This is a genomic window from Stenotrophomonas sp. Sm2128 (genome assembly GCF_030985535.1).
GTDB classification, from domain to species: Bacteria; Pseudomonadota; Gammaproteobacteria; order Xanthomonadales; family Xanthomonadaceae; genus Stenotrophomonas; species Stenotrophomonas maltophilia.
In genome coordinates this window covers 1-16,500 of the sequence record NZ_JAPTFQ010000006.1, presented here as the reverse complement: position 1 = coordinate 16,500, position 16,500 = coordinate 1, and the positions used below count along the sequence as shown (strand labels likewise).

Genomic DNA, 16,500 nt, shown 5'->3' with positions numbered 1-16,500 from the left:
GAAAACGGAGAGTTGGCAAGGCCGCTCACCGCTGGAAAAGCGCGTCGATTTCCTCCGGTGTCATGGTCAATACCCGCTGCACCGCATCGATGCCTTCGGCGGTGGTTGGGAAGGCGGACGCGCCAGCGCTTGCAGGGGACGCGGCCGGTGATGGCCCTTCACCCTCGACCACCGGGCCAGCTGGCTTGGTGGTCCACGCAGCGGCCACCTGCCCCTCGCGAACCGTTGGGTGGCTCTTCCCGGGCCATGTCAGCAACAGCACGTCCCCACCCATCTGCACGATCGCCTCGATGCCCCACGTCTCGGGACCGTAGCGCTTGCCTTTTCGGAAACCCAGCCGATCGGTGAGCTCACCGCTGGAAACCAACGCGCGGCTTTCTTCGTGGACTTGGGCTTTGTCCTCGTGCCCACGCCAGGCGATTTTTCGCTTGCCGAGCTGGCTGGCCAGCTTGTCCCGGGTCGCCCCCATTTGCACTTGGCACACCACGTGGGTCCCCACCAGCGACGAGAAGGCCTGGGCGGTCTTGTCCCCATAGACCAACTCAATCTGGGAGTGATCCTGGACCGCCATGATGGCCACCACTCCTTTGCTGCGTCCCAACGCCAGCAAGGGATCGATGTTCAAGCGCCCGGCGCTGGTCAGCTCGTCGAACACGAAGTAGAGCCCACGCCCGCCCTCGTTGTCCGGCAAGCCTGGCCCAATGAGATCCGGCACGGCCACGTTGATCATGGCGGCGATGTAGGCCTTCGTCAGGGTTGGGTCCGGTCCGGATTGAACGATGACCTGCTTGCGCCCGTTGTAGTCGTCCCGTATCCACTCGGTCATCGAGAAACGGCGCTTGCCAACCTTGGGCCATGCGATGGCCAGATCGTCGATAAGGCGGGTGAAGCCCCCCAAGGAAGACAGCACGCTGGACGTGGTCTGGCTTTCCGGGTCACGCACCAGTGCGGCGCCGCGGGGGTAATGCGGGCGCATGCCTGCGGCCATCTCCGCGGCCGGACGGCGCACCACGGCCGCCAGATCGCGCCACCCCCACTGGCCAGGCCGGGTGTTTTGGAGCTCGCGCACGCACCCAATTAACAAGTCCTGGGCGGCCATGCTCCAGAACTTTGCGTTGCCGTCGCCCTCCGGGATGATCGAGGCAGCGAACGCCGCCGCTTGGGTCGGGGTCCGCACGTCGGCGGCGACGTCCCACACGTGGGAGCGCGCATCGAAGGGCGACACGATGATGGGCCTTTTGAAAATCGACGTGAAATCACCCTTGATGTCGTAAAGGAACAGCTTTGCGTCCCTCTTTCGCGTCAGTTGTTCCAGGATGTGCTTGAGGATGACGCTCTTGCCCGAACCCACCGAGCCGGTGATCAGGACGTGGCGCGCCCAATGCTTTTTAGACAGCAACAGATCGGGGTGGAGGGACAGGGCGAAGGGATCCGCCTCGGCTTCCTTGGGTGTCATCAAGCGGTGCCGGGCTTCGTCCACGGCCTCTTTTCCTTCCAGCAACCGCGGTCCGGACAGGTGCCAGGTGTTGCTCACCGGCTCGGTCGCCTTGAGGAACACCCGCAGACCGAGGCCCGCCGCCAGCAGAAGCGACACCCCGATCCGGGACCATGTCGCCACTGGGTGGTGGTAGGACACCAGTTCGATGAACTCCCGTGCCGGAGCACGTGCCGAGATGCCAGCGGTCAGGAAGTGAAAAGCGGTCACCAGACCACCTTTCAAAGCATCGGCGAAGCGGATGAGCGAGCCATCGGGATTCGGCAAGAGCCAGGCAACGCCCATGCTCCCCACGTAGGCCAAGCCAAAAACGAATGCACCGGCAAGAACGGCGCGGTGCCAGTATCGGACCGGCTGGGAAGGCGCAACGCTGCCGGGCACGTCACCCAGCGCGTCAAAGGGCTTGGGTTTGCTCATGTCGGTGCATGCGCGTTGGGGTCCGCCCTCGCCACCCTGGCTGCTCAGGATTGGCGCCGTGGGCCATCAAGTGGAGGCAGGCCCGGGCGTGCTTGTGAAGGGCGGCAAGGTGGAGCGGTGCCCACCCGTGGCCGTTGAGGGCCGCCACATCAGCACCGGCTTGGACCAGCGGGGTGACCAGCAAGGCGCGACCAAACCGGGCCGCATGATGCAGTGGCGTGTTGCCGCTGGCATCGGGCAGCCGGGCGTCCGCGCCCATGCCGATGCAGGCCAGCAGTGCTGCTTCGTGGCCCGCCCGGGACGCCCCCACGAGCCAGCCCTGCCATGGTGCGTTCTCCCGCAACCGGTTTGCATCGGACTGCCGTGCCCGCGCTTCCTCCACCGCCATCGCCATGCCTTGGAAGAGCGAGACGTGCTCTGCCATGGACAACCCAGCCACCCTCTCTGCCAAGGTGCTGTAAACCATCGGCTCGTCACGGTCTGCCAAGCGCCTCTCGTAAGCACGCACCAGGTTCTGGGTGGACGCCCGCGTGGGCGCGTCGAACCCAAGCCTATGCAAGCCCCAGCGCAGGTCCACTTGGGGCACATCATCGTGCTTCCGCTGGCGGACCTGCCAGACCAGATCGCCCAACCGACCCTCGACAGGGGCAACGCTCAGGGCGTGGGCACGCGCCAACACTTGCGAATCGTGAAGGCCTTTGGACGCATCGGCTTCGCGCGCGAGCGCGCCCGTCAAGGCCTCCGCTCGCTGGAGGCCCAGGGGACGCAAGAGGCGCAACAGGGATTCTTGGGTGTCCATCCCCATGGTTGTAGCGTTGAATCGCTGGCCGTCAAGCCAACACGCAGAAATGGTGGGTCAGGCAGGACTTGAACCTGCAGGGGAGTGAACCAGCAGTTTTACAGACTGCCCCGGCTTCGTTACCGGACTACTGACCCGAACGCTAAACGCTGTCGGGTGGGCCAAAGACGATCCAACCCAACATGTAGAAAATCAGCGCGGGGTAGAACCAGAAATCAAACCCATCCCAGTCAAACCGGCGCCAACGCTTCCTGCACCTTGCACGCAGCTTGAGCCAGCGCCGGCTGCTCACCGGAAGGAAGTCTGGACCACTACCCCGATGGTCACAAAGCCCGCCACCGCCATGGCCACCACTTTGAGCAGAACCGGAACGGCCGGGGGGTAGACGAGAACAGCCGCTGCGAAGGCCGCGGTCAGCAGGAACAAGCTGGTCAGCAGTGGAACCGCGTTTTCGAAAGCGAAGTCTTTGAGGGCATTGAACAACGTGGACATGGTGGCTCTCCTTTTGGCTTTATGAGTAGGTCTACCTACTCTTTACAAAACCAGTAAAGCACCATCAAACTGGACGTCAAGACGCAAAAATGCCCGATTCTGCGCAGAACCGGGCAGATTTGAACATCGATGAAAAATTACTGTCGGAAGACGTTCGGTTGGGCCTGCTTCTGGTGCTTCTCCCAATCGTAATTGGCAGCGTAGTCCTTCATGAAAGCCGCCTCCTTCAACGAACTGCGGGCGTAATCGGCGTATCCCAGGCGCCCAGGTCCGTTCTCCATCCGCTGCTCACGGGTCAACATGGGAGGGGTCTCCTCCCGCTGGGCCCCGCGTTGCTGCCGCCACTGCGCAACGGTCGCATGAACCACCTGCTCGTGCTTGTCGTCCGGCTTTGCATCACGAACGGCTTTGTCGGCCTCCTGGATCTTTGCCTGGAGCGCGGCGATCTGATCGGGCGAGGCCTTCTCTGCCCAATCCAGAACGCGCTGTCGGCGTTGCTCGATGGCGTCTTGGTCTTGGGCCACGTTCTGCTCGAAGTCGGCCCGGGCCGCGCTGTCCTTCTGGGGCGGTGGGCGATCGACCAGAAGCCGCTCGTTGCGCTGCGCCTGGAGTGCTCGCAGCTCGGTCATTTCTTCGATGGGTTGGGAGAGGGTGTTGCTCATGTTTGTTTCCTCCGCTGGGGTGAATAGGCTCATCGTTGATCAATCCGCAGGTTTGGCAAGGGGGCAAACCCCCTCGCCTATCCGCATCAATCCGCGTCGGGCAGCAGCTCCGCCAGGTCGAAGCGCTTGATGCCGGCACGGCTCAGCGCCACGATGGCGTGACCGCGGGGCTCAAGAAGAGCGGAGTATTCTTCCTGCAGGAAGAGCGGCTGCACCTCGCGCTTGCCCCCGGTGGGCATGTCGATGTCGCGCGCGATCTCGTCTTGGCCCAGCGTGTCCTCCGATCCAATCCGCCAGCGGCGACCCGTCACGGCGTCGATGCGCGAAGCCGTCAACCGCCCGGCCCCTTCCATTCGCATCTTGTCGTAGGCGGACGCGTAGGCATGATCCGGGTCGTTGAGCACGGAGTGGCGCCAATTGTTCATGCCGCCTTGGTAGTCGATGCCCCGGGTGCGCTGTTTGAACGTGGTCAACGTTGCCTGTCCGAACCGCTTTTCCAGGTATTCGTGGGTGTTGTGCGAGCACTTCAGCGCGATCACCGATTGCATCGTGTTGGCCATCAGCTCCGCCTCGTTGACTGATCCAAAGGCGTTGACCAAGCTTTCAAACCCTTGCGTTGCAAGCACGGGCATCAACCCCAGCGAGCGCGAAACGGAGAACAGGTTGATGTCATCGGCCGTCAACAACAGGTGGGCCTCGTCCATCATCAACATCACCTCGGTTTGCCCAGGCAACGCTTCGCGCCACTTGTCGCCGAATGCACCACGCGCCTTGATTCCGTTCATGACCCGCTGTTTGAGCAGGCGCATCATCATTTCACCCGCTTCACCGAATTGGGTGGGGGGCAAGAAGAGGCCTACCATGGCTCCATAGAGTGCGTCGGACACGTCCACCTCGCCCGTCTCAATCGAATGCCAAGGCATGTCCGTCTTGCTGTCCCGCAGCTTTTCGCCCCGCAAGAGCTTCTCCAGCAGCCCTCGTGAGTTGAGCGTGAACGATTGTCTCTGTTCCGGATGCATCGCGGGAATCTCCTGGAACGCCCATTCCAGCGAGCTCTGCAGCTGAGACATGGGACGGAAGAGGTCTGGATGGATGGTTTCGGGAGCGTTGTCCTGACGAAGGCGGTGCTGCTGCAGGTAAGCCGCATAGGCCAGCCGCCCCTCTTCTTCATGGCTCGTGTCCGCCTCTTCCAGGCCCAAGTATTTCACCACCTCCATCAGCTTTGCATTGGCACGAGGCGCGGGGCTGGCGGGAATCACGCGTTCCACAATGGACAACAACTTGATGTGGTGGAATGGCGTGTAATGCCATTGCCTGTCGTCGCTCACCGGGATTCGATGGATGGCGATCTGCTCGGCGATCCGCTCGATCAACGCCTCAGTCTCGGCCACGTCCTCGCCCAGCTTTCGCTGTTTGACCAGCTCAAGCTCCGCGTTCATCTGTGCACGCTCCAACCCTTCCAGCTTGGCCGAGCACCAGGACCTGTAAGCCATCTCGTGATCCACGAGCGCACGAAGGATGATGCCCGTGTGGTAGAGAAACGCATCGCCACCATCCGTCCAAAGCTTGGATTTCTCGTCCACGCGCCCACCGGATGCGCCGCGCAATGCCCGCACGATCTGATCCGGCGCCAACCCTTCATAGGGCCCCACGCGCATTCCTGGCTTGACGACGATGTCGAACAATCCTTCCAGATCCGCGATGATTGCTCCGTCTTTACCGTCGGCAATGAGAGCACCGCCGGCCAGCTTCTGCCGCGTCAAACGCTCCCTTACATCGCCTTGTTCCGACGCCACACACGCCATTGCCAAGGCGGCTTTACGGAACCGACGAGCGATGGGTCGCAACGCGGCATAGGATTTGCCCGAACCGATGGCCCCGAACACGAGCAGGCCCTGCTGGCAATCGCGCCATGAGAACATCATCACGGTGCCCAAGTCGGGCGAGTAGCCATAACCTTTGTCGGACAGATGCCCCGTGGCGCGCCCGATGGTGATCAGCGGGGTCTTGTCCCGCAGGGCCGCCTCGGCTTGCTGTTCACGTGCCTTGACGTGTGAGTTGATCAACGCCCCTTGGGTGGCCAGGTTGTTGTCGTTGTTCTGCAGGTAGAGCCGGGCGGCGTTTTGGACAAAGTTGCCTTCGGCGTATTGCATCGCATACATGCAGGCCAACACGTAAGGTGCCGCCTCGCCCAAGCCAAACGGCAGGACCTTGGCGACAACCAAGGCGGCAAAGATGAGGCCCACCCACTGCATCGCTTGAATGAAGCGCGCGGCTGTCCCGCCAATGACGCCCCGGTGCGGGTGCGAGGCCGCCGCCACAAAGCAAACCACAAACAGGACGCCGACCAAGCCAAAGGCCCACCACAGGTAGGTCTTGGCCATCTGGGCATACACAGCCATGCCGCCGGCTTGCATTGCCACCTCGGTGCCGCCCTTGCTGTCGCCGACCATGAACTGAAGCGCCATCGGAACCCATTGCAGCAGCACCAGGGCTTTCAGGGCCTCCTTCATGCCCTCGCCTTGCTTGAGGGCGATGAAGTATGGAATGGTCAGCAGCAGAGCGGCCCAGCCGGCCCAACCGATGAGGCTCACCAGGAAGGTTGCCAGAACGCCGATCACGGGGAAGGCCAGATACATCAAGGGAGTGGCCAGGCTGTCGCCGCCCTGCCCCATGTCGTTGCCCTGCAAGAAGCCCTCGGCACGCCGCCCACGCTTCGTCGTGATGATCCGCGATTGGGTGTCACGCAAATCCTCCGGAACCTTCGGCCACCACTCCTGGAACTCGTCCTCGCTGCGTCCTTCGGGCACCTTGAACACCTGGGCGTTCTCGTCCCAGACCGCGCCGCATTCCTTCGCGAAATCCCGATCAGCCTCCGGCACATCGAGCTCTCGGCTGCGAACGCGATCGGTCACGTCAAAGCGACCCACGAGGTTTTCATACTCCTCGTGGGACTGGACGATGATTTCTTCTTTCACGCCCGAAGGCTCGCCGCTCTTCCGTCGGAACTTGCGGCCCAAGCCACTCGTCCAGTCAAGCACGTTGAACAAACTGATTGCTTCCATCTCTGTTTCCCTCCCCTGTCAAATCAACGAAGCCAATGCGCCAAGACGGCAAGCACCAAGCAAAGCGGCGCGCACGCCAGGAAGCCCGCCTTGGCCACCCAGCGCTCTGCGACCTGCTCAACCTTGCTCGCGTAGAGCCGATCCTTGGTCCACGCCTCATACGCGGCGTCGTCTCTGACCGGAGGCCTGCGATCGGCGCGCAAGTAGTAGAAAGTGCGGCGGACGCCTTCGCTCAGGTGGCCCATGCCAAACGATTCAGGGCTGCCGAGGAACAAGCGCCCGTGCAGGTTCAGCCACTTTGAGCCGAAGTGAAGTTTTCCGGGTTCCCGGTATTGCGTGAACAGCCACTTGAACATGTCGCCCCCTTATTCGTGAGTAGGTCACTTCTTTCTAGATCGAATCCGCGGATGCGCAAGGGGGATCAGTCGATCCCCGACTTCTTCGCCCAAGCGTCCAGGTCTGCGTTGGCTTTTTGCTGCCAGTCATTCCTTGGCTCGGCGGCGGGTGCGGGGGCCGTCCTCGGCAATGGGGCGGTCGCACGTTTCGGCGAAGGCTTGGGCTGGGACGCAATCAGCGCTGTCGTCGTTACCGGGGGAGCGTCGACCGGCTCTGGCTTCTCGATCGCAGGTTCTGGCTCGGCCTGCTCTGGAAGCACTGCTGGAACGGGCGGGACCACGGGGTCCTCCACCACCTTGGGCAGCTGCTCGGGAACGGCTGGAGTGGCAACCGGCATCAAGGGAGGCGGTGTGCTCGGAGGCACCTGGTTGTTCTTCCCAAGCAAGAAGTAGATCGCCCCCGCGGCCAATACCACCGCCACCACACCGGCCAAGACCCAAGGCAAACGAGAGCGGGGGCTGGGTTGGATTGGAGTTACTGGCTGCTCTGGTGACGCGGCCTCCGGGGGCCGGTTGGACCCTTCAAGCACCGCGGGAACGGACAGGACTTCCACTGCGTCCTGCTGAGACAGATTGACCAAGGCTGCCGTATCTTCATTGCTCAACGCCTTGGCGTCCACCGATGGGCCACCCAATCCATCTGCAACCTGTGCGCCAGGCTCTCCAAATTCATCAACCAGTTCCCAAACGGTGCACATTCCCTTATCACCCGCTCCTACGAGAACCGGTGCAGCTGCATCGGACGTCAGTTGCCTGACCAACATTTCCTGCTCCACGGTGAGCGGAGCGTCTTGAGGCTTCTCTTCGACACCACGATGTTCCTGGGCTTCTCGGGTGCGCTTTGCGTCCAGTTGCGCCTTGGCTTGCTTCGCCTTCTCTGCAGCGGCAACAAAGCCCTTCTGGGTCAACTCGGCAGTGCGCTTGCTGATCACCCCGGCCCAGTGACCGGCAGCTTTCAGGTTTTCTTTCACGCCATCGGAAACCAGCCGCTCTTCCTGCGTGGGCGAAGCGGTTGGGGTTGCCTTGGCACGCTCAAGCAGTTCCTTGCGCTTGCGCTGAAGGATTCTTTGGTTCTTTTCTTCTGGGGTCATGTGGGCTCCTCGGAAGGGGGAAGGAAGCCCGAGCATCGATCGACACCCGGGCACTGAGATCACCGGACGTCAGGCACCGGGGTAACGACGATCACGGGCTCACCGCTGCCGCAGCGGTCGTCCACCGTGACCTTGGACAGCGCGCCACGCTTGGCCAGCTCAACGATGGGCACCTGGCAGGCGGCCTTGTCGGCGCCTTTGAACACCACCGTCAACCCGTTGCTGGACTTGTTCAACAGACCCGCGAACTTGTCGAGGAAGGCCCGAGTTTCGCTGTCCAACCGCTTCATGTCGGTGGGGTTGTAGTTCAAGCGCAACGAATCCAGGACGGCTTCCTGCTTGCCATCCACGGTTTCGGTCTTGGTGACCACTTCGGCCTTCATGCCAGCCGCACGGGCGGCGTCGGCGGCCTGCTCGGCGTGCTCCCGCTGCTGCTTCACGTAGGACGCCGAAGCCCCCACTGCAGCACCGGCGGCGCAAGCGCCCAGGGCCTTGTCTTTCTTGCCCGTGAGCAAGGCGATGGCTCCGCCGGCCACGCAGCCGATGCCACCGGCTTTGAACAGACGCTTCTTGTCGGCATTGGGCTTGCCATCGTCCTCCGCGGCATGGACCGCATCAGGGGCGGCTTGGGCGGAAACCTGAAGCGGCAAGAACGCCGCCAGGCAGAGAGTGAGAGGAACGGAAAAACGTTTCATGGGATGGATCTCCTGCTGTGGGGGAAAATTAGGTGCGTGGAGCAGTCATGGGTCCGGTTGCGGGCACCTTGGCCGCACCAGAACCTTTTGGAGAGGGTTGCGAGAGGGCCGCCGTCACGACCTTGCGAAGCGCTTTTTCGTAGCGCTGAATGGCGCTGTCCTGCTCCGCCTTCGTTTCGTCTCGCAACCGCCGCAGGTCTTCTTGGAGCGCACTCCGGAACAGCGCGTTCTCTTCCCGCAGATCGTCAATGAGGCGCTCCAGCTGAGCGTTGGCGTTCTCCAGCACGCTCACCACGGACGTGGCGGTGTTGTGTCGCTCCAGCGCCTCTCGCATGTAAGCGCTGAACCCACTGCCCGATTCACGAGCAAGCCGCTGAGCAAGTTTCAGTTGCCCGCGGTCGAGGTTTACGTTGTGACGAACGAACGCCATTGGTTGAGTAACTCCGTTTCGGGATTACTCCACCGATACCGCGAATCTCGGAGTTGGCAAGGCCCCACCGCAGGAGCCTGAAAAACAAAGGCCAAACGAGCTAACAAGCACCGACACTGTCTCCATTCGCTGGAGACACGGTCAGGCCTTGATTGGATTGGGATTTCGGCAGACGTGACGCCGATTCTTGGGCGAAAAACGCACTCCCACTTCAGTGCGTCATGTGTATGACGACTCTGGGGAACCGTCCGGGCTCCTGCTTCTCTGCCCCTGCCGACACTGCTTCCACCCACGCTGGGCTCTCGCAGTTGCTTCTCGGCGGCCCCTTGCGTGTTGCCCCAGGTGCGCTATTGGTGGTCTACGCCCCCTCGCCACACAGGACCACCGCCCACGCCATGCCCTCGCAACGCTCCCGCTCTTCCACCCCTCACGTCCACCGATGCCCCACCCCGGGAACCCGTGCAAAGTTTTTCAGCCCACCGTTTCGCATTGCCCCGGATCCCCAGGACAGGTTGCCCTCGCCCACCCGCAGCACCGCCCCAAGAAACCCAAATCACATTGGTTTTAGTCAAACGTGTGCAGTGCCCTTGGATACACCCACAGCGCGTTTCCCGAATCACAAGTGGGGAGCCAAAGAACCCCTGGAAGGAAGCCGCAAATCCCTCGCACCAATTCGTTTTAGTCAAACGAGGGTGCGCGCCATGGCCTCCATTCACCGCCATTGGCCATCAACGATCCGCCTGCTGTCGTTTCAGGAGTGCTCTCATGAACACCGCTGACCTGGACGCGTTTGCCCGTCGCGTGCTGGCCTTCCATGCCGTCCGTGCGCCTGCCATCCCACGCTGGGCGCTGGACGTGGCCCGCCGTTCCGAAAGCCCTGTGTGCGCTTTCTGCACCGCCCCCTTGGACTTGGACCGTCGCCACTCGTGGGGGCTCTCACCGCTCGTTCCGTCAAGCCTAGCCGGCCCAAGGGACACCGAGAACCTGCGCATGGCTTGCAAGCGCTGCATCACCGAGCGGGGCAGCCGTGACCTGTTGGCCTGGCCCGAGTTGAGCCAGCGGCTGCCACCAGAACCGCTGGACGCCCTGCTGGCCGACCGGCTGTTTGTCCTGCAGCGCTCCGACAACCACCTGGTCGAGGTGGGGCGCTTTGCCAAGCCAGCCAGCGTCCTTGCCCAGCTCCAAGAGCGCTGGATGCACCCCCGGTTCGTCGTTCACGTCCAGAGGCATTCGGACGGCTGGGTGCTGGGGTGGCCACTGGCCCACCGTGCCGATCTGACGCGAAACGACTTGGCCGCGCTCTTGCGCAACATGCACCAGGGCCAACGGCTGGAACATCCCGACGTGGTGGCCTTCGGGTTAACCGAGGATGTTTTTCAATCGGCGGTGTGGCAACTGATCGCCCTCCACGCCTTGGTCATCCCCCTGGCCCAAGGGGAAGCGCCCCCTCCCGATCGAACGTTTGAGAATCGGTGGATGGCCCGGTATCCAAGCCTGAGCCAGATCCGCCGGCGGCGACAGGGCGCTCACGAAACACCGTGGCCTAGCCAAGGCAAAGACCATGCCCGGACTTACAGCGACAAGCCCAACGCGGTTCGCATGCGGACACAGCGCCAAGCCACTCGTCAGGAGGAAACCAAGGCACAGTGGCTCAATGCCCGGCGCCGTTTAGCGAAACGGGACGCTGGGGTCGCCAGTGGCACGTTGCGGGCATGGCTGCCTGGGGAACGGGCCGCGCTGCAGGCCGACGTGGACGATCTGGCAGCGGCGTGGTTGAAAGCCCGCAAGCGCCAGTCGAAAGGGCGCCCGGACACCAGGGATCCCTTACCATTGAGGCAAGCTCAGACAATCAATTGACCGACATGGACGAAAAAGATCAGGACAAGGAAAGCGACGGTAAGGCTAACCGGAGCCCGCCGAAGCCTCAGCGGCGAAAGAAGAAGTGGAAGGAGCAATTCAACAAGCCTTTCAGCAGCCTGTTCACCATTCGCGATAACGAAGATGGAAACCCGCCGGAGCTAGAGGAATACCTGGTTCGTCAACACCTGCAAAAAGGGCTGAGCCACCTCCGGATGAGCAGCCGTGATGTTAGGTCAGCGCTGAAGATCTTGAGCTTGGGCGAGCTGAACCAACTTTGGAGCATGCGCGAAAAGAAACTCAAGTATGTGGAGGACGCCGCACTTCTGTTGGCGCACATCCGGCACCGGTCCGGGATTGACCTTCAGTTGCGCCCGGCATCAGAGCTTTTCAGTCACGATGTGATCCAAGCCCTCCAGGGCGTCCTTGAGGAGAGCGGGCGATTAAGGGTGGAAAAGCCACTGCCCCCCGCTCCTGATGCTGCCGCAGCAGAGGGGAAGCGAATGGAGCAGGTCCTCCGGGTGATCCGAGAGGGCCAGGCTGAGTTTCGCAAGCGCCTAGTCGCTCACTACGGAGCGGTGTGCATGGTCACCGGGACCGCCCTGGCCAGCGTCATCGACGCCGCTCACATCGTCCCTTACAACGGAGCTTCCACCAACGCTCTGAACAACGGCCTATTGCTACGAAAGGACATCCACGCGCTGTTCGATGCAGGCCTGTTGACCATCGGGCCGGACCTGGTCGTTTACGTCAGCGCGGGGGTGGACGATCCGTTCTACCGTTCGTTGGACGGAAAGGAGCTCACGCTGGACGCCCCAGCCAAGATGTCCAAGGAGGCGTTGCGAAGGAGGGTGACTGAACAGGAGTCATCCAAGTTGAGCAACACGCCCCTGCCGATGTGAGCGCCGGACTGGCCCCAGCTGTCTCAAGAGCTCATCAAATTCCCAAGATTTCTAACCACCTTCCCCGCTTCTCACTTCTAGGCTGACCGCTCACCCCGATCTCTTGGAAGGACAACACGATGAGCAACAGCAAGAAGACCCCAATGACCCATGCTGCCCAGCGACGTATCCAAAGCGCGGTGGATCGCCAACCCAGCCCCTCCCCTCAACAACGGGCGTTCAAGGCCAAAGCAGCCTCGGTGGTTGCAAAGCGGAACGGCAAGTGAGCCATGGCGGCTCCGCCTCGAAGTGAGGGGAGCCGCTTCATCTTTTGCCTGTCGAAAACTGGGACCAGTAGGGCTGGACCCATGGGGTCTTCACCCGCCCCTGGTTGCACAGAGCGTTCCACCACTGGAAGTAGCGCTCGCCGGCCAGCTTAACCGCCTCCGCCCCCTGCTCTTCCACCCTCCCCCACACTTGGGCGGCGACATAGAGACGTCGCATGGTCCATGACACGTCTTTCCCCGAAACGTGTCCGACGTGCGCGATCACCGATGCCACGTCCTCTTCTCGAAGCGCTTTGGTTCCATTGCGCCAACGCACCACCCAGGACTGGCCACCGGATTCGGGCGGGCCGCCCATGAGCACGTCCTCAATCTCACGGACCTTCGGCAAGCTCTCCGGCAGGTCACGCCCGGCCGCGGCTGTAGCCAAGGCAAAATAGATGTCCAACAGTCGGTGCTGAACCCGCTTTCTCACCCCACTTCTGGGCGCATCAATCAAAAGTGCCACCAAGCTGTTGATCTCACCCGCGTTGGCCATCAGAGGAGTGGTGAGGTCGTGATCCATCTGAGCCAGCAGCAGAAGCAACGCATCCAAGCCTGGATCCAGCCGGCTATCCGGCTGCATAACACCCGCGGGTAGTCCAACCACTTCTGCTGCCGCTTTGACCACCGCCGCTGACAGACTGTCCCTGGACAACCGCCCATGCAGGACGTCGGCGGAAACCTGGTCGAATGCAACCGCCAGTGCTTCCAGCCTATCTCCGCCTGCGATACCAAGCGTGTGGTGGAAGAAGTTACACGGGGGGAGCGTTGGATGTTCGGACAGAGCGCGTGCACCTCGCTCCATCGCACGGGCTTGGCGCTCCGCACACTCCGGCATCAGCTCAGCATGGCTTTGCCGGGCGTAAGCAACCAGGCCATCGCAGACCTGCTGACGCTTCTTAGGCCTGCGTGGAATCCCAGCCTCCCAAGTCTTGGCGGAGACCTTAAAAATCTTGAGCAACCGATCGGAAAGCGTGCGCTTGTCTGCCCAGATTCCCATCGAGTGAAGCAACCAACCGGTCAACGGCTGTGCCGTCATGCTTGGGACACGCCAAGTCGTGGCCCAGATCGCGTTTTCTTGATCAGCGGTCAGAGGGCAAAGTGCCACGCTCAGTAAATCTTCCCGTTCTTGCTCATCCCCAAGTTCCGCACCGCCACTCGGGCTGCCTTGCGGTCCTCCGCGTGCTCGTCCACCGGCGAGCTCACGATCAACAGCGTTTTATCCTGGATGAGCGACGCCGCGGCGTAGTCGGCCAACGCCACCATGGCGGTCGTCAACGCGACTTCACTGCCGGCGCCTTCCGAATCGTCGAAGCCAAACAGCTTGGCGATGTTCTCGCGGAGTTTTGGCGGGATGGTCACCATGGCCCGGTGGTGGCGCAGCCCGTCCTCCCGACGGCGGTAGTCATGGAGGGTGACCGATCGGGGCATGACCATGTGAACCCGCTTTCCTCCGACGCTGCCCGCTTTCTGGCTGTCGTCATAGTCAAAATAGGATTTGCGCTCCGGGTAGTCGCCCGGCCCCAGCAACAGGTGCTCCGGGATTCGGGCAATCGGAACGCTTGCCGCTTTGCTGGCCCGGCGGGGCTTGGCATGCGTCACGTCCTTGACGTCATCCAACGTGCGCTTGACGGCCTTCTTCGTGGCAGCCTTCTTGGCAGGAGCTTTGCGAGTGGCCATGGGTAGATCTGGGAGGGAAGCCAAGGGAAACTCCATCATGCCGCAGCCCTCCGGCCTGCACCAGCGGCCAAGGTATCGCGAACGCGGACCGCCAAGACGTGGATCTCCTCCTGGGCCACCCGGGCCCAGCGGCCGTTGGCGTCGAACACGGTCTTTCCCTCCTCGTAGCAGTCCGCAAACAACGCACGATCCCGCACGAGGATGGCGCCCGACATCTTGGGGTGCTGCAAGCGGCGTCGATGGGCTGCCCGCTTCTCGTTGGCCCGATTGGCGATGGGCAGGTAACGCTTTCCCTTCTTTTCAAGAACATCCACGGTTCGCAGAAAGATGAGAAAGCTGGCCCCATCGAGCAACGTGGGCACCAGGTAGAGATCGGCCTCGGGGATCACTTCGTTGTCCGGCAGGCGTGGTGGAGTGTCGGTGATCTCCACGTCGAAGCCAGGGGAGCGCGAGCGCCCGACACTGAACGGTGTTTCGTCCGACAGTGAGGCAAACGCACAGGCTCCGGCTTGGGGGTCCCGGTCGTTGACCAACACACGCAGGCTGGGGTCACGGGCATAGCACCCGGCAAGATTCAGGGCCAGCGTCGTGCGGCCGACGCCGCCCTTGAGTGAGAAGTTGCACAGTCGCATACGGCATCCTTTCGTGAGTAGATAGGGGTTCCTACGGAATCTACCCCGACGCCACCATTGCGCAAGTGCATGTTTTTGCAAACCTTTCGGGCCGTTCAGCCCTTGGATTCCCTTCTATTCTTCCAGCGAGACGGTTGGACGACGGCAGCCCCACTGCAGCGTGTAGGCGACGTTTGAAGGCGAGCAATGCAGATCGAACGGCTGAGAGGCCATCCATGCTTTGACAGACGGCGGCGCAGCGCCATGCAGTGCTTCGATGATCGTCCAGCGTTGTTTTGCCGGACCGAACTCCGCGAACACGTCCGCTCCGGCTTCAGCCAGCATTCCGGCCATCTTGTCGTAGCACTGCCGCTTGTGCGGGTCATCCTGGTTCACGTGCCACGCCATGCAAGCGACGTGGAAAGCTGTTATTCCGTTGGGCCCCACCGGGTGGTCCAAGGACGGGAAAGCCGTCAAGCCCCTCCACGCCTTCAGTCGTGCCTCGCGGACAGCCGCGATGGCTTCTTCAAGCGCCCAAGGGTTGCGGTGTTCGATGGCATCCAGAAGCCGTTGAGCAAGCCGATCCGTGGTCATTTCCATTGCAGCTCCTTCCGCAGCTGGCGCTCAAAGTGGCGTTTCTGGCGGGCCAGGCGGGCTTGCCGGCGAAGCTTGCCTTCGGGCAGGAACGCGGGAGCCGTTGGAGGGATGTGAGCGAAAGGAGGGCCCGCAATGGGGCGGGCCGTGCGGATGGGGCTTTCAATCATGGCGGCGATCTCTTGGGTTGTTTGATGCGCTTTCGTGAGTAGGTCGCCCCACTCCCTTAAACCCATGCAACCAGACCACCACGCAATGTCAAGATGAAAAATCCAACTTTTTTTGACTAAAAACAGGGGCTTGCGGAATCCCGGGTGCATCGCATGCTGAATGCATGACGCACACAACCCGCCCCCGTTGTTCGCCCACCCTCACCCGCCTTTCCAAGGGCGTGCGCAGCGCGCTGGGCTTCACCCTCACCGAGGCCTTGCTGGCGCTCGGCGTTGTGACCGCCGCCACGGGCGCGATGTTCCTGTTCTTCGGGCAGGTCGATGCAAAGGCCAAGCTCGCCAGCGAAACGCGCAACCTGCGTGAGTTGTCCCGACGTATCGAGAGCAGTTTTGGGATGGTGGGGACGTTCCGCGGGGTGAGCACCACGGCCATAGTGGTCGATGGTTTGGCCCCTGATTCCCAGCTCGGCGCCGGGGAAAGCGTCTTGACCAACGCGTGGGGCGGCGCGGTGAACGTCCAGCCCTACACCGTCGAACGCTTCGGGGATTCGCTCTCCGTCAGCTACGCCGGCCTTCCTCGCCAAGCGTGCGTGGACCTGGTCGCGGCCAACGCGGGCGGGGTGTGGGACGCGCAGGTGTCGGACGTGTCGGTGATTCGAAACACCGGCGGCCAGCTCGACGTGGGGTTGCTGGGCCGCACGTGTGCGGACAAATCGCGCGTGGTCTTCGTCTACCACAGCGGGTTGCTGGGGGGCGAATGGACCGGATCGCCGCTGGTGCTCCCTCCCGCCACGCCCTCGGTCACCCCACCCGTTTCTCCGCCCGTGGGATTCCCGGTGG

17 protein-coding genes and 1 tRNA gene are annotated in these 16,500 nt (G+C 62.4%); 4 read left to right on the top strand and 14 right to left on the bottom strand.

Annotated features, from left to right (window positions below):
* Positions 1-25: 25 nt before the first annotated feature.
* The 10 genes from O0K41_RS03155 to O0K41_RS03110 form a co-directional block, all read right to left on the bottom strand.
* Positions 26-1,912: a helicase HerA-like domain-containing protein gene (locus O0K41_RS03155; RefSeq protein ID WP_006375344.1), complete on the bottom strand. Its 1,887-nt coding sequence runs from the start codon at positions 1,910-1,912 to the stop codon at positions 26-28.
* A complete protein-coding gene (locus O0K41_RS03150) occupies positions 1,890-2,711 on the bottom strand; it encodes an ankyrin repeat domain-containing protein (protein ID WP_224481860.1) in 822 nt (273 codons plus the stop codon). The genes O0K41_RS03155 and O0K41_RS03150 overlap by 23 nt, the downstream gene beginning before the upstream one ends.
* Before the next feature lie 50 nt (positions 2,712-2,761).
* Positions 2,762-2,848, bottom strand: a tRNA-Tyr gene (locus tag O0K41_RS03145).
* 151 nt (positions 2,849-2,999) lie between these two features.
* Complete coding sequence (locus O0K41_RS03140; RefSeq protein WP_032971083.1) at positions 3,000-3,203, bottom strand: hypothetical protein; 204 nt, start codon at positions 3,201-3,203, stop codon at positions 3,000-3,002.
* A 137-nt stretch (positions 3,204-3,340) separates the two neighbouring features.
* Positions 3,341-3,865 carry a hypothetical protein gene (locus tag O0K41_RS03135; RefSeq protein WP_006375347.1) on the bottom strand — a complete coding sequence of 175 codons (525 nt, stop codon included), beginning with the start codon at positions 3,863-3,865 and terminating at the stop codon, positions 3,341-3,343.
* A gap of 86 nt (positions 3,866-3,951) precedes the next feature.
* Entirely contained in the window at positions 3,952-6,930 is a 2,979-nt protein-coding gene (locus tag O0K41_RS03130; protein WP_006375350.1) for a TraM recognition domain-containing protein, read from the bottom strand.
* A gap of 23 nt (positions 6,931-6,953) precedes the next feature.
* A complete protein-coding gene (locus tag O0K41_RS03125; RefSeq protein ID WP_006375352.1) occupies positions 6,954-7,286 on the bottom strand; it encodes a hypothetical protein in 333 nt (110 codons plus the stop codon).
* A 65-nt stretch (positions 7,287-7,351) separates the two neighbouring features.
* On the bottom strand, positions 7,352-8,416 hold the full coding sequence (locus tag O0K41_RS03120) for a hypothetical protein (RefSeq protein ID WP_224481862.1): 1,065 nt from the start codon (positions 8,414-8,416) through the stop codon (positions 7,352-7,354).
* 59 nt (positions 8,417-8,475) lie between these two features.
* Positions 8,476-9,111 carry a hypothetical protein gene (locus tag O0K41_RS03115; RefSeq protein ID WP_006375355.1) on the bottom strand — a complete coding sequence of 212 codons (636 nt, stop codon included), beginning with the start codon at positions 9,109-9,111 and terminating at the stop codon, positions 8,476-8,478.
* Between the two features lie 28 nt (positions 9,112-9,139).
* A complete protein-coding gene (locus O0K41_RS03110) occupies positions 9,140-9,541 on the bottom strand; it encodes a hypothetical protein (RefSeq protein ID WP_088430998.1) in 402 nt (133 codons plus the stop codon).
* Positions 9,542-10,306: 765 nt separating this feature from the next.
* Between O0K41_RS03110 and O0K41_RS03105 the strand changes: the two genes are divergently transcribed.
* From O0K41_RS03105 to O0K41_RS03095, 3 genes are all read left to right on the top strand, one after another.
* Positions 10,307-11,398: a hypothetical protein gene (locus tag O0K41_RS03105; protein ID WP_012480694.1), complete on the top strand. Its 1,092-nt coding sequence runs from the start codon at positions 10,307-10,309 to the stop codon at positions 11,396-11,398.
* Between the two features lie 5 nt (positions 11,399-11,403).
* Entirely contained in the window at positions 11,404-12,300 is an 897-nt protein-coding gene (locus O0K41_RS03100) for an HNH endonuclease (RefSeq protein ID WP_012480695.1), read from the top strand.
* Between the two features lie 119 nt (positions 12,301-12,419).
* Positions 12,420-12,566 carry a hypothetical protein gene (locus tag O0K41_RS03095; RefSeq protein ID WP_012480696.1) on the top strand — a complete coding sequence of 49 codons (147 nt, stop codon included), beginning with the start codon at positions 12,420-12,422 and terminating at the stop codon, positions 12,564-12,566.
* A 37-nt stretch (positions 12,567-12,603) separates the two neighbouring features.
* On the opposite strand, the gene O0K41_RS03090 is transcribed toward O0K41_RS03095, so the two are convergent.
* From O0K41_RS03090 to O0K41_RS03075, 4 genes are all read right to left on the bottom strand, one after another.
* Entirely contained in the window at positions 12,604-13,644 is a 1,041-nt protein-coding gene (locus tag O0K41_RS03090; RefSeq protein ID WP_044570512.1) for a hypothetical protein, read from the bottom strand.
* Between the two features lie 71 nt (positions 13,645-13,715).
* A complete protein-coding gene (locus O0K41_RS03085; RefSeq protein ID WP_230548552.1) occupies positions 13,716-14,285 on the bottom strand; it encodes a hypothetical protein in 570 nt (189 codons plus the stop codon).
* 35 nt (positions 14,286-14,320) lie between these two features.
* Positions 14,321-14,917: a ParA family protein gene (locus O0K41_RS03080; RefSeq protein WP_012480699.1), complete on the bottom strand. Its 597-nt coding sequence runs from the start codon at positions 14,915-14,917 to the stop codon at positions 14,321-14,323.
* Between the two features lie 114 nt (positions 14,918-15,031).
* Positions 15,032-15,496 (bottom strand): hypothetical protein, encoded by a 465-nt coding sequence (locus tag O0K41_RS03075; RefSeq protein WP_012480700.1) that lies wholly within the window; start codon positions 15,494-15,496, stop codon positions 15,032-15,034.
* A gap of 328 nt (positions 15,497-15,824) precedes the next feature.
* On the opposite strand from O0K41_RS03075, the gene O0K41_RS03070 reads away from it, so the two are divergent.
* Positions 15,825-16,500 (top strand): type 4 pilus major pilin (locus O0K41_RS03070; protein ID WP_308304435.1); only part of this gene is annotated, 676 nt, incomplete at its 3' end.